Source organism: Streptomyces sp. NPDC096048 (genome assembly GCF_044763415.1).
Classification (GTDB): Bacteria; Actinomycetota; Actinomycetes; order Streptomycetales; family Streptomycetaceae; genus Streptomyces.
The window spans coordinates 36,759-49,460 of the sequence record NZ_JBIWGG010000012.1 but is presented as its reverse complement, the minus strand read 5'-3'; the positions used below and the strand labels follow the sequence as shown (position 1 = coordinate 49,460).

Sequence of the window (12,702 nt, the reverse complement as noted above, 5' to 3'; positions counted from 1 at the left end):
AGCACGGAGTGCTCAGTCCGGAGCCCTGGGGCGTCGGCTTGCTGCCTTCCGGCCCGGCCGGGCCCGGCCCACCGCCCGCCCCCCCCACGGGCCCCGCCGACCTGCCGCCCCGCGCGCCGCTCCCGCGCGCCGCCCCCCTGCGCAGCGCCAACCGATCCGCACGGCCGACGCCCCTCGCGCCGCTGACCGATCCGCACAGCCGACGGGCCCTACGTCCCCGCACAGGTCCGGCAAGCCCTGGCCCGGGCTCACCCGCCCGTGCGCAGCCGCTCCCGTGCCGTCATCAGCGCGAACCCGAGTAGATTCGCGCCCCGCCAGCGCTCCGGGTCCGTCGCCGCCTCGTCGGCCGCGGGCAGGCCGATGCCCCACACCCGGTCCATGGGGCTCGCCTCCACCAGCACCCGCTCGCCCGTTTTCAGGAGGAACGCGCGCAGTGCCGGGTCCGAGGCGAACTTGTGGACGCTGCCCTCGACGACGATCCCGAACCGGTCCCGCTCCCACACCGTCTCGTCGAAGCCGCGCACCAGCCGCCCGGCCTTCTTCGCATCGGCGGGACGGTCGGCCGCCAGCACCCGCCGCTCGGCCTCCGCGTCCCCGAAGAGCCGGGCCTTGCCTGCCATCATCCAGTGCTCCGCGGTCGCGTACTCCACTCCGGCCACGGTGAACGGCGACGGCCACCACTGGCTCAGACAGCTCGGCCCGATCCGGCCGTCCGGGAGCGGCCGGTGCCCCCAGAAGCAGAGGTACTTGATCCGCGCGCCCGCCCGGACCCGCCCGATCAGCGATTCCCTGCTGTCGACGATCTCCACCGCCCCGGAATCCCGCGCCCCCGTGATCTTCTCCATGCACGCGAGTCTGGCACGCGCCACTGACACTCCGTCCGACCTTTTCCGCAGCGACTCGACATCTGGTCGACAGATTCCGTCGCGTAACCAAATGGCAACAACGGAATCACTTGTTGGAGGCCTAGTGCTCTGCCAGGATCGGCACTCACATCGAGCCTGAGCCACGCCGGGCCCCCGTCACGGGGAGACCGAGGAGAGCCGACATGCACAACCCGGGCAACGCCACCCCGGACCGATTCCCGGCCCAGGACCGCTTCGCGGACGGGGCCCAGTACATCGCGGGCCGTCTGACGAAGGGCACCTCCGGACACACGCACACGGTCGTCGACCCGGCGACCGGCGAGGACGTCCTCACCTACGAACTCGCCGGAACCGACGACGTCGACGCGGCCGTCGCCGCCGCGCGGGAGGCGTTCCCCGGCTGGGCCGGCGCCACCCCCGGCGAGCGCTCCGACGCCCTGCACCGGTTCGCCGCCGTGCTCGCCGACCGCGCCGAGGACTTCGCCCGCGCCGAGTCCCTGCAGTGCGGGAAGCCGCTGAAGCTGACCCGTGAGTTCGACGTGCCGGGCACGGTCGACAACGCGTCCTTCTTCGCCGGCGCCGCCCGGCATCTGCAGGGGCAGTCGGCGGGGGAGTACTCCGACGACCACACCTCGTACGTGCGCCGCGAGCCGATCGGCGTCGTCGGCTCCATCGCGCCCTGGAACTACCCCCTCCAGATGGCCGCCTGGAAGATCCTCCCGGCGATCGCCGCGGGCAACACCATCGTGCTGAAGCCCGCCGAGATCACCCCGCTGACCTCCCTGATGTTCGCCCAGGCCGCGACCGAGGCCGGCATCCCCGACGGCGTCATCAACATCGTCACCGGCACGGGGAGGGAGGCGGGCGAGCGCCTCGTCGGCCACCCGGACGTCGCCATGACCTCCTTCACCGGCTCCACCGCCGTCGGCAAGCGCGTCGCCGAGGTCGCCACCGCCACCGTCAAGCGCCTGCACCTGGAGCTGGGCGGCAAGGCACCCTTCCTCGTGTTCGACGACGCCGACCTCGACGCCGCCGTCCACGGCGCGGTCGCGGGCGCGCTCATCAACACCGGCCAGGACTGCACGGCCGCCACGCGCGCGTACGTGCAGCGGCCCCTCTACGAGGCGTTCGTCGAGAAGACCGCCGCCCTCATGGACACCGTCCGGGTCGGCGATCCCTTCGCCCCGGGCACCGACCTCGGCCCGCTGGTCAGCCACGTCCAGCGGGACCGCGTCGCCGGCTTCGTCGACCGGGCCCGCTCCTACGCGCGCGTGGTGACCGGTGGCGAGGCACCGCGGGGCGACCTGAAGGACGGCGCCTACTACCGGCCCACCCTCATCGCCGACGCCGCGCAGGACAGCGAGGTCGTCCAGGACGAGATCTTCGGGCCGGTCCTGGTCGTCCTGCCCTTCGACACCGACGACGAGGGCATCCGGCTGGCCAACGACACACCGTACGGGCTCGCCGCCTCCGCCTGGAGCCGGGACGTGTACCGGGCGAACCGCGCCACCCGAGAGATCAAGGCGGGCTGCGTGTGGGTCAACGACCACATCCCGATCATCAGCGAGATGCCGCACGGCGGATACAAGGCGTCCGGCTTCGGCAAGGACATGTCCGCCTACTCCTTCGAGGAGTACACGCAGGTCAAGCACGTCATGTTCGACAACACCGCGGTGGCGGCCAAGGACTGGCACCGCACCGTCTTCGGGGACCGATAGTCACGACCGAGAGGCCGCCGACCACGGCCGACCCACCCGAAAGGGCAACCACGCGCATGGAGCAGTACGAGCCCGACCGCCTGTCCCCGGCCCGAGTGGCCGCCATGCGGCGCAGTTTCACCAGCGGCAGGGCCGCCCTCACCCGCCGCTCACTTCTGCGCGCCTCCACGGGTGGCGCGCTCGCGGTCGGCGGACTCGGGACGCTGAGCGCCTGCGGCATCCCGCCGGCCGGCAAGGCCGAGGGCGGCGTGTCGTCCGAGGACCGGTCCAAGGAGGAGAAGGAGGTCTCCTTCTCCAACTGGACCGAGTACATGGACGTCGACGACAGCGGCAACCGGCACCCGACGCTGGACGCGTTCACCAAGCGCACCGGCGTCAAGGTCAAGTACACCGAGGACATCAACGACAACAACGAGTTCTTCGGCAAGATCCAGCCGCAGCTCGCCGCCGGCCAGGAGACCGGCCGCGACATCATCGTCGTCACCGACTGGCTGGCCGCACGGCTGATCCGCCTCGGGTGGGTCCAGAAACTGGACCCGTCCAACCTGCCGCACGCCTACGCCAACCTGTCCCCGCAGTTCCGCAGCCCCGACTGGGACCCGGGCCGCGCCTACTCGTACCCCTGGCAGGGCATCTCGACCGTCATCGCCTACAACAAGAAGGCGCTGGACGGCGTCGAGGTGAGGTCGGTCTCCGACCTGCTCGACAACCCCCGGCTCAAGGGGCGCGTCGGCTTCCTCACCGAGATGCGCGACAGCATCGGCATGGTGCTGCTCGACATGGGCAAGGACCCGGGCAACTTCTCCGACGACGACTACGACGCGGCGATCGACCGGCTCCAGAAGGGCGTCGACCGCGGGCAGATACGCCGCTTCACCGGCAACGACTACACCGCCGACATCAGCAAGGGCGACTTCGCGGCCTGTCTGGCCTGGGCCGGGGACGTCGTCCAGCTGAAGGCGGACAACCCGGACGTCGACTTCCTCATCCCGGACAGCGGCTACATCACGTCCAGCGACAACATGCTGGTCCCCAACAAGGCCCGGCACAAGACCAACGCCGAGCGGCTCATGGACTACTACTACGAGCCGGGGCCCGCCGCGCAGCTCGCCGCCTACATCAACTACGTCTGTCCCGTGGACGGCGTGAAGGACGAGCTTGCGAAGATCGACGAGGACGCGGCGAACAACCCGCTGATCATTCCCGACAAGGCCATGCAGGCCCAGTCCCGCGCCTTCCGCTCACTGAGCCCGAAGGAAGAGACGGCCTACGAAGAGAAGTTCGCGAAGCTCACTGGGGCGTGACGACGATGAAGACCACCACAGACTCGACGGAGCACAGCGGCGACGTCCGCCTCTCCGGGATCAGCAAGACCTACGGCTCCTTCACCGCCGTGCACCCGCTCGACCTGACCGTGCCGCAGGGCTCCTTCTTCGCCCTGCTCGGCGCCTCCGGCTGCGGCAAGACCACCACCCTGCGCATGATCGCCGGACTGGAGGAGCCGAGCGGCGGCACCGTCCACCTCGGCGACCAGGACGTGACCGCCCTCCCGCCGTACAAGCGGCCCGTGAACACGGTCTTCCAGTCCTACGCCCTCTTCCCGCACCTCGACATCTTCGAGAACGTCGCCTTCGGCCTGCGCCGGCGCGGCATCAAGAGCGTGAAGAAGCAGGTCGGGGAGATGCTCGACCTCGTCCAGCTCGGCGAGCAGGCCCGCAAGAAGCCGCATCAGCTCTCCGGCGGCCAGCAGCAGCGCGTCGCGGTCGCCCGCGCCCTGATCAACCACCCCAAGGTGCTGCTCCTCGACGAACCCCTCGGCGCCCTCGACCTCAAGCTGCGCCGCCAGATGCAACTGGAGCTCAAGCGCATCCAGACCGAGGTCGGCATCACCTTCGTGCACGTCACGCACGACCAGGAGGAGGCCATGACGATGGCCGACCAGGTCGCCGTGATGAACGCCGGCCGGGTCGAGCAACTGGGCGCCCCCGCCGACCTGTACGAGAACCCGCAGACCACCTTCGTCGCCAACTTCCTCGGCACCTCCAACCTCATCGAGGCCGAGGTCGACACCCGCGGCGGCGGCAGTGACGACGTAGCGGTGAAGGCGGCCGGCGACAAGCTGCTCCTGCCCGGCGCCCGCTGTTCCGCGCCGGCCCAGGCGGGCGGCAAGGTACTGGTCGGCGTGCGCCCGGAGAAGATCAGCCTCACGCACGCGGACGACGCCGGCTCCATCCCCGAGGGCCGCAACCGCCTCACCGGCAAGATCAGCAGCACCAGTTTCATCGGCGTCTCCACGCAGTACGTGGTCGACTGCGCGGCCTGCCCCGAGTTCGAGGTGTACGCCCAGAACATCGACCGCGACGCCCGCCTCGCCCCCGGCGCCGACGTCGTCCTGCACTGGAACCCGGCGCACACCTTCGCTCTGGGCGCCGACCAGGACATCGACGCGGGCGTCGCCGAGGGGGAGGCGGCCTGATGTCCACCCTCACCGAGGCGCCACCGCCGCTGTCCCCGACCGCGCCGGAGAAGAAGCCGCCGCGCAAGCGGGGCCGCTGGACGCCGTACTGGCTGCTGCTGCCCGGCATCCTGTGGCTGGTCGTCTTCTTCGCGGCGCCGATGATCTACCAGGCCTCCACGTCCGTGCAGACGGGCTCGCTGGAGGAGGGCTACCAGGTCACCTGGCACTTCGCCACCTACTGGGACGCGCTGTCCGAGTACTGGCCGCAGTTCCTGCGCTCGGTCGCCTACGCCGCCTCCGCGACCGTGCTGTGCCTGGTGCTCGGCTATCCGCTCGCCTACCTGATCGCCTTCCGCGCGGGCCGCTGGCGCAACCTGATCATGATCCTGGTGATCGCGCCCTTCTTCACCAGCTTCCTGATCCGCACCCTGGCCTGGAAGACGATCCTCGCGGACGGCGGGCCGGTCGTCGGCGCCCTGAACACGCTGCACGTCCTGGACGTCACCAGCTGGCTCGGCTGGACGGCCGGCGACCGGGTGCTGGCCACGCCGCTCGCGGTGGTCTGCGGTCTGACGTACAACTTCCTCCCCTTCATGATCCTGCCGCTCTACACCTCGCTGGAACGCATCGACGGGCGGCTGCACGAGGCGGCGGGGGACCTGTACGCCAAGCCGTCCACGGTCTTCCGGAAGGTCACCTTCCCGCTGTCGATGCCGGGCGTCGTCTCCGGGACGCTGCTGACCTTCATCCCGGCGACCGGCGACTACGTCAACGCGTCCCTGCTGGGCTCGGCCGACACCGGAATGATCGGCAATGTGATCCAGTCGCAGTTCCTGCGGGTGCTGGACTATCCGACGGCCGCGGCGCTCTCCTTCATTCTGATGGCCGCGATCCTCGCCATGGTGACCATCTACATTCGTAAGTCCGGCACGGAGGATCTGGTTTAAATGACCTTCGTCAACTGGTTCAAGCGCAATCTGGTCGTGATCGCCGGACTGCTGACGCTCGCTTATCTCCTGCTGCCCAATGTCGTCGTCACGGTGTTCTCGTTCAACAAACCGAACGGGCGCTTCAACTACGAATGGCAGCAGTTCTCCACGGACGCCTGGAAGGATCCGTGCGGCGTCGCCGGGCTGTGCGGCTCCCTGTCGCTGAGCCTCCAGATCGCCTTCTGGGCGACGCTCGGCGCCACCGCCCTGGGTACGGCGATCGCCTTCGCGTTGGTCCGCTACCGCTTCCGGGCAAGCGGCGCGATCAACTCGCTGATCTTTCTGCCGATGGCGATGCCCGAGGTCGTGATGGCTGCCTCGCTGCTCACCCTGTTCCTCAACATGGGTGCTCAGCTGGGCTTCTGGACGGTTCTGATCGCCCACATCATGTTCTGCCTCAGCTTCGTGGTGACGGCCGTCAAGGCGCGCGTGATGTCGATGGACCCGAGGCTGGAGCAGGCGGCGCAGGACCTCTACGCCGGTCCCTTCCAGACCTTCGTCCGGGTCACGCTCCCCATCGCCGCCCCCGGAATCGCCGCCGGCGCGCTGCTCGCCTTCGCGCTCTCCTTCGACGATTTCATCATCACCAATTTCAACGCGGGTTCCACCGTCACCTTCCCCATGTTCGTCTGGGGATCGGCCCAGCGCGGGACGCCCGTTCAGATCAATGTCGTCGGTACGGCCATGTTCGTCATCGCCGTACTGTTCGTTCTGACCTCCATGGTCATCGGCAGCCGCCGAAATCGCCGCAAGGCGTAAACGCACCAGAGCACCAGAGCACCAGAGCACCGAAGCAGCAGTGCATCAGTGCATCAGTGCCTCAGTAGGGAGTTGAAATCATGGCCCCGAGCGCCATGAGCCGCAGCAACGACTGGACGAAATCCCTCTCCGACGCCCAGCCGGTCGCGTACTGGCTTGACGACCCCGGCCGCCCCCGCCCGCGGCCCGCCCTGACCGGCCCCGACACCTGCGACCTGCTGGTCGTCGGCGGCGGCTACAGCGGGCTGTGGACCGCCCTGATCGCCAAGGAGCGCGACCCGGGGCGGGACGTGGTGCTGCTGGAAGGCCGCGAGGTGGGCTGGGCCGCCTCCGGCCGCAACGGCGGGTTCTGCGCGGCTTCCCTCACCCACGGTCTGTCCAACGGCCTCACCCGCTGGCCGGACGAGATCCACAAGCTGGAGGAGCTGGGCGTCCGCAACCTCGACGCGATCGAGGCGGCGGCCGCCCGCCACTCCCTGGACTGCGACTTCGAACGCACCGGTGAGATCGACGTCGCGACCGAGGAGTACCAGGCCCGGGAGCTGAAGGACTGGTACGAGGAGATCAGCGGCAAGGGTCTGGCGGAGGGCGTCGAGTACCTGGACGCCGAGGCCGTACGCGCACAGGTCGACTCACCCACCTTCCGGGCCGGCCTGTACGACCGCCGGGGCGTGGCCATGGTCAACCCCGCCAAGCTCGCCTGGGGCCTCAAGCGCGCCTGCCTCGACCTCGGCGTCCGCGTCTACGAGAACACCCCGGCGCTCACCCTGAGGCCGTACGGCGCCGGTATGGCCGTACGCACCCCGTACGGCGGCGTCCGCGCCCGCACCGTGGCGCTCGGCACCAACATCTTCCCGAACCTGGTCAAGCGGGTGCGCTCGTACACCGTCCCGGTCTACGACTACGCCCTGATGACCGAGCCGCTCACCGCGGAGCAACTGGCCTCGGTCGGCTGGAAGAACCGGCAGGGCCTCGGGGACAGCGCCAACCAGTTCCACTACTTCCGCCTCTCCGCCGACAACCGGATCCTGTGGGGCGGCTACGACGCGATCTACCCGTACGGCGGCCGGGTGCGCGCCGAGTACGACGACCGCCCGGAGACCTACGCCAAGCTCGCCGGGCACTTCTTCACCTGCTTCCCGCAGCTGGAGGGCGTCCGCTTCACGCACGCCTGGGGCGGCGCGATCGACACCTGCTCCCGCTTCTCGGCGTTCTTCGGCACCGCGCACCAGGGCAAGGTCGCCTACGCGGCCGGGTACACCGGCCTCGGTGTGGGCGCCACTCGGTTCGGCGCCGAGGTGATGCTGGACCTGCTGTCGGGGGAGCGCACCGAGCGCACCGAACTGGAGATGGTCCGCCGGAAGCCGCTGCCGTTCCCGCCCGAGCCCTTCGCGTGGACCGGCATCGCGCTCACCAAGTGGTCGCTGGCCCGCGCGGACGCGCACGGAGGCCGGCGCAACCTGTGGCTGCGGACGATGGACAAGCTGGGTCTGGGCTTCGACAGCTAGCCCCGCTCCATGTGACCCGCTTCACCCCAACGAGGCACCGCAACCCGCGTAATGCCCGCGGGGAGACCTCCCTCTCCTTCGTGACGCACCCCGCGTCCACGAGAGAGGGAGGTCTTCACATGCCTGGTGCGAAGACGGCGGTCGCGTGGCTGGCATCCGTCGCACCGGATCCCGAGTCCTGCCGAAGGGAGTGGGAGCGCAACCCCCTGGGGGTCGCGCTGCTGCCCGCCGGCAAGGCCTGGGACGTGCTCATCGTGCCGAGCAGGCTCGGCTGTCCGACCCTCGACGTGCTCTCCCGCGTCCTGGACCAACCCGGCCCGGTGCTCGTCGACTCCGGCGACGCGCGCACGGGCTTCTTCGTGCCGGCCGGCACCGCGGCCCGCTGGCTGGGCACCGGTGTCCGGGCGGCCGGACTCGGCACCTGGATCGTCGTGCCGTACCCGGGAGGGCCGGCGTACCCGGCAGGCCGGTCGTCCGGCCGCATCCGCTGGCTGATCCCGCCGGACGGGACCGGCACCCTCACCGATCCGGCGCTCCTCGAACTGGCCATGCACGAGGCGGCGGCGGCTCTCGCGGTGGAGGGCGGCGGGGGGTGAGGTGCGCAAGGGGTTGACAAGAGAATTGGTCTGGACCAAGTTGGACGCGCTCCACCCTCCCCATCTCCCCCATGTCCGGAGGCACTTGTGGAACGCTCCAGACCACTCGCGCGTCGCCCCCTCGTCACGCTGCTCACCGCCGCGGCGCTCGCCGCGTCCGGCATGACCGCGCTCTCGTCGGCCGCCCGTGCGGCCGACGCGGACCTCGCGCGCAACGGCGGCTTCGAGTCCGGCCTCGACGGCTGGACCTGCACGGCGGGTACGACCGTGACCTCGCCCGTCCGCAGCGGCACCGCGGCCCTGAAGGCCACCCCGGCCGGCGCCGACAACGCCCGCTGCGCGCAGACGGTCACGGTGAAACCGGACTCCCAGTACACGCTGACCGGCCACGTCCGTGGCACCTACGTCTACCTCGGCGCGAGCGGCACCGGCACCACCGACGTCTCCGCCTGGGCCCAGTCCGCCCCCGACTGGCAGCGGCTCACGACCAGCTTCCGCACCGGACCGTCCACCACCCGGGTCACGATCTACACCCATGGCTGGTACGGCACCGGCGCCTACCACGCCGACGACGTCTCACTGACCGGCCCCGGCGGCGAGACGGGCCGGCCCCCGGCGCCCCCCGCCGGCCTGGCGGCCGGTTCCGTCACCTCCTCCAGCGTCGCCCTGTCCTGGTCACCCGTTCCGAACGCGACGAGCTACGCCGTCTACCGCGACGGCGCCAAGATCCGCACGGTCACCGGCACCTCCGCCACCGTCACCGGTCTGACTCCCTCGACGGCGTACGCCTTCCAGGTCGCCGCGGTCAACGACGCCGGAGAGTCCGCGCGGTCGGCCACGGTCACGGCGACCACCACGGAGGGCTCGGGCGGCGGGGGCTCCGACCTCCCGGCCCACGCCCTGGTCGGCTACCTGCACGCCAGCTTCGCCAACGGCTCCGGCTACACGCGGATGGCCGACGTGCCCGACAGCTGGGACGTCATCGACCTGGCCTTCGGCGAGCCGACCTCGGTCACCTCCGGCGACATCCGCTTCGAGCGCTGCCCGGTCGCCGAGTGCCCGAACGTCGAGAGCGACGCCGAGTTCAAGGCGGCGATCAAGGCCAAGCAGGCGGCCGGCAAGAAGGTGCTGATCTCCATCGGCGGCCAGAACGGCCAGGTGCGGCTCACCACCGCCGCCGCCCGCGACACGTTCGTCTCGTCCGTCTCCGCGATCATCGACGAGTACGGCCTCGACGGCCTCGACATCGACTTCGAGGGCCACTCGCTGTCGTTGAACGCCGACGACACCGACTTCAAGAACCCGAAGACCCCGGTCATCGTCCATCTCATCTCGGCGCTGAAGACCCTGAAGGCCAAGTACGGCGACGACTTCGTGCTGACCATGGCCCCGGAGACCTTCTTCGTCCAGCTCGGCTACCAGTACTACGGCACCGGCAAGTGGGGCGGCCAGGACCCGAGGGCGGGGGCGTATCTGCCCGTGATCCACGCCCTGCGCGACGACCTGACCCTGCTGCACGTCCAGGACTACAACTCGGGCCCGATCATGGGCCTCGACAACCAGTACCACTCCATGGGCGGCGCCGACTTCCACATCTCGATGACCGACATGCTGCTCACCGGTTTCCCGGTCGCGGGCGACGCGAACAACGTCTTCCCGCCGCTGCGCCCGGACCAGGTCGCGATCGGCATGCCGGCCTCCACCAACGCCGGCAACGGCCACGTCTCCCCGGCGGAGGTCAACAAGGCCCTGAACTGCCTCACCGAGAAGACCGACTGCGGCTCCTACGCGACCCACGGCACCTGGCCGGCCCTGCGCGGCCTGATGACGTGGTCGATCAACTGGGACCGGTACTCGAACTGGGAGTTCCAGAAGAACTTCGACGCGTACTTCGGGTGACCGGCGGCGCGGTGCGGCCGGCCACCGACGCGACCCCGGCCAGCAGCACCGCGCCCAGACACCAGCTCGCCACCACGTCCAGCGGCCAGTGGTAACCCCGGCGCACCAGCCCGTAGGAGGCGGCGAGGACGAGCACCGCGCAGAGCGCCACGAGCACACGGCGGACGGCCGGCGAGCGCAGCGGCCCGAGGAGCAGCAGCGTCGCCGCGCCGTACGCGACGACCGCGGTGGCGGTGTGACCGGAGGGGTAGTAGCCGACGGCCGGCGGCACCGCCGGGGTGCCGGGGCGGTCGGTCCACGCCTTCAGCGGGGCGACCAGCGCCGGCACCAGGGCCATCGCCAGCGCCCCGGCGAGAGGCGGCAGCCACCAGCGGTCCCTGCCTCCGGCGCGGCCCTGCCACGCGACGTACGCCAGCGCGACGGCGAGGACGGGCACGGCCACCTGCACGTTGCCGAGGTCGGCCAGCAGCTCGGAGAGCCGGTCCGGGTGGACGAGCGCCCTGCTCAGCCGCTCGTCCACCCCGATCAGCGGGCCGTCGGCGAGGACCTGCCAGGTGATCAGGGCGAAGAGGAGGACGGGCAGCCCGAGGAGGGCGGGCAGCGCACGAGGTGGGGGAACCGGCATGACGCCCAGCTTCGCAGGCCCGCCGTCGCGTAGTCTCACCGCCCGTGACGAGCATACGAACGGCACGGGACAGCCAGTGGGGAGAGACCTTCGCCCGGCTGAAGGCGATGACCACGCAGGGCCGGTACGAGGAGGTCGAGGCCGAGGCGCGGGCTCTCGCCGCGCTCCCGCGGCGCCCCTGGCGCAGGCGCCCGCCGCACTGGGAGGCGAGGGTGCTGGCCACCGGGGCGGCCGTCATGCACGGCCGGGTGACCGAGGCGCTGGACGAACTGGACACGCTGATCGCGGAACTGGAACCGGTCGGCCTCAACTCGCAGATGCTGCGACTGATCGCGCGCAGCAACCGCGTGGTCGCCCTGTCCGGCCTGGGGCGGTACGCGGAGGCGGAGACCGAGGCGAACGGCATCCTGCGCGAGCTGAACCAGATCGCCCACCGCGCCCCGGTGGCGGCGCTGGAGGTCAACACCCTGGGGCACCTGGCCGCCGTCCTGTGCGGGCTGGCCCGCCACGAGGAGGCGGAGGCCGTGGCCCGCGGCAACCTGTCCCGGGCGAAGGGACCCGCCGTAGGCGTCCTGCACACCACGCTGGCGCGCAGCCTGAACGGACAGGGCCGCTACGAGGAGGCGCTGGCCGAGACCGGCCGGAGCGTGCCGCAGCCGCCCCGCTACGCCGCCGGGTACCTGGACCTGGTCACCGCCGAGGCCCTGTACGGCCTGGGACGCCGCGCCGAGGCGGAGACGGCCGTGCGGCGGGCGCTGACCGACTGCGAGCGGCGTCTGCACCCGGCCCACCCGCGCATCCGTGCGGCACACGACCTGCTGGGCCGCATCACGGGCGAGGCGTGAGGGAGCGCCGCGGACGAACGCGTCGAAGGGCCGGCACAAGGGGGGGAGTGCGCCGGCCCTTCGGTGAACCACCGTCCCGGGTGCCGAGGCGGCCGTCCTGACCGGAACGTCGCGCGCCCCGGGGGGTTTGGGGCGGGCGACCGTCCGATCGGTGAGGAGACCCGGAACCCTCGGGTTCCGGTTGTGTGCGCGAGGCACGACCAGGTCGAAGCTGGGGAGGCCTCGGCCTGAGATTCCGCCCACAGTCCCCTGTGGGCGGGTGTATCTCTCATCTGCGTAGAACCTACGACAGGGGGTGGGCTCACGACAGGGGCATCGGCGTCCCGCCATCCACCCCGCACACGTTCTTCACACGCTCTGCGGTTCGCCGCGCCAGGCGTGCGAAACGCGGCTCAGATGGGCGTTCGGGCGCTCGCGCACGTGCTCGCCCGGGCGCCGT

At 70.8% G+C, this 12,702-nt stretch carries 11 protein-coding genes; 9 read left to right on the top strand and 2 right to left on the bottom strand.

The genetic code is table 11. From position 1 onward, the window contains the following. Positions 1-248 precede the first annotated feature (248 nt). Positions 249-845: an NADAR family protein gene (locus tag ACIQ6R_RS30160; protein WP_404224767.1), complete on the bottom strand. Its 597-nt coding sequence runs from the start codon at positions 843-845 to the stop codon at positions 249-251. Positions 846-1,048: 203 nt separating this feature from the next. Between ACIQ6R_RS30160 and ACIQ6R_RS30155 the strand changes: the two genes are divergently transcribed. The 8 genes from ACIQ6R_RS30155 to ACIQ6R_RS30120 all read left to right on the top strand — a co-directional run bounded on the left by ACIQ6R_RS30155 (position 1,049) and on the right by ACIQ6R_RS30120 (position 10,793). Next, complete coding sequence (locus tag ACIQ6R_RS30155) at positions 1,049-2,584, top strand: gamma-aminobutyraldehyde dehydrogenase (RefSeq protein ID WP_404224765.1); 1,536 nt, start codon at positions 1,049-1,051, stop codon at positions 2,582-2,584. A gap of 56 nt (positions 2,585-2,640) precedes the next feature. Next, a complete protein-coding gene (locus tag ACIQ6R_RS30150; RefSeq protein ID WP_404224763.1) occupies positions 2,641-3,888 on the top strand; it encodes a spermidine/putrescine ABC transporter substrate-binding protein in 1,248 nt (415 codons plus the stop codon). Between the two features lie 5 nt (positions 3,889-3,893). After that, on the top strand, positions 3,894-5,060 hold the full coding sequence (locus ACIQ6R_RS30145; RefSeq protein ID WP_404224762.1) for an ABC transporter ATP-binding protein: 1,167 nt from the start codon (positions 3,894-3,896) through the stop codon (positions 5,058-5,060). Further along, the gene (locus ACIQ6R_RS30140; protein ID WP_404183020.1) at positions 5,060-5,989 is read left to right on the top strand and encodes an ABC transporter permease; all 930 of its coding nucleotides are present in this window, start codon (positions 5,060-5,062) and stop codon (positions 5,987-5,989) included. The genes ACIQ6R_RS30145 and ACIQ6R_RS30140 overlap by 1 nt, the downstream gene beginning before the upstream one ends. Further along, on the top strand, positions 5,990-6,790 hold the full coding sequence (locus tag ACIQ6R_RS30135) for an ABC transporter permease (RefSeq protein WP_404224760.1): 801 nt from the start codon (positions 5,990-5,992) through the stop codon (positions 6,788-6,790). An 80-nt stretch (positions 6,791-6,870) separates the two neighbouring features. Then, on the top strand, positions 6,871-8,298 hold the full coding sequence (locus ACIQ6R_RS30130; RefSeq protein ID WP_404224758.1) for an NAD(P)/FAD-dependent oxidoreductase: 1,428 nt from the start codon (positions 6,871-6,873) through the stop codon (positions 8,296-8,298). 119 nt (positions 8,299-8,417) lie between these two features. Continuing rightward, positions 8,418-8,894, top strand: coding sequence for a hypothetical protein (locus ACIQ6R_RS30125; RefSeq protein WP_404183011.1), 477 nt, complete (start codon positions 8,418-8,420; stop codon positions 8,892-8,894). A gap of 87 nt (positions 8,895-8,981) precedes the next feature. After that, positions 8,982-10,793, top strand: a complete 1,812-nt coding sequence (locus ACIQ6R_RS30120) for a chitinase (RefSeq protein WP_404224757.1) — start codon at positions 8,982-8,984, stop codon at positions 10,791-10,793. On the opposite strand, the gene ACIQ6R_RS30115 is transcribed toward ACIQ6R_RS30120, so the two are convergent. Next, a complete protein-coding gene (locus ACIQ6R_RS30115; RefSeq protein WP_404224755.1) occupies positions 10,732-11,418 on the bottom strand; it encodes a phosphatase PAP2 family protein in 687 nt (228 codons plus the stop codon). The two genes, ACIQ6R_RS30120 and ACIQ6R_RS30115, sit on opposite strands and share 62 nt — an antisense overlap. Positions 11,419-11,462: 44 nt before the next feature. On the opposite strand from ACIQ6R_RS30115, the gene ACIQ6R_RS30110 reads away from it, so the two are divergent. After that, on the top strand, positions 11,463-12,263 hold the full coding sequence (locus ACIQ6R_RS30110; protein ID WP_404224754.1) for a tetratricopeptide repeat protein: 801 nt from the start codon (positions 11,463-11,465) through the stop codon (positions 12,261-12,263). The last annotated feature ends 439 nt before the right edge of the window (positions 12,264-12,702 follow it).

What these genes read in the sequence shown, in the direction of transcription:
- ACIQ6R_RS30160 (WP_404224767.1), bottom strand. Translation starts at nt 845, where the DNA reads ATGGAGAAGATCACGGGGGCGCGGGATTCCGGGGCGGTGGAGATCGTC.
- ACIQ6R_RS30155 (WP_404224765.1), top strand. Translation starts at nt 1,049, where the DNA reads ATGCACAACCCGGGCAACGCCACCCCGGACCGATTCCCGGCCCAGGAC.
- ACIQ6R_RS30150 (WP_404224763.1), top strand. Translation starts at nt 2,641, where the DNA reads ATGGAGCAGTACGAGCCCGACCGCCTGTCCCCGGCCCGAGTGGCCGCC.
- ACIQ6R_RS30145 (WP_404224762.1), top strand. Translation starts at nt 3,894, where the DNA reads ATGAAGACCACCACAGACTCGACGGAGCACAGCGGCGACGTCCGCCTC.
- ACIQ6R_RS30140 (WP_404183020.1), top strand. Translation starts at nt 5,060, where the DNA reads ATGTCCACCCTCACCGAGGCGCCACCGCCGCTGTCCCCGACCGCGCCG.
- ACIQ6R_RS30135 (WP_404224760.1), top strand. Translation starts at nt 5,990, where the DNA reads ATGACCTTCGTCAACTGGTTCAAGCGCAATCTGGTCGTGATCGCCGGA.
- ACIQ6R_RS30130 (WP_404224758.1), top strand. Translation starts at nt 6,871, where the DNA reads ATGGCCCCGAGCGCCATGAGCCGCAGCAACGACTGGACGAAATCCCTC.
- ACIQ6R_RS30125 (WP_404183011.1), top strand. Translation starts at nt 8,418, where the DNA reads ATGCCTGGTGCGAAGACGGCGGTCGCGTGGCTGGCATCCGTCGCACCG.
- ACIQ6R_RS30115 (WP_404224755.1), bottom strand. Translation starts at nt 11,418, where the DNA reads ATGCCGGTTCCCCCACCTCGTGCGCTGCCCGCCCTCCTCGGGCTGCCC.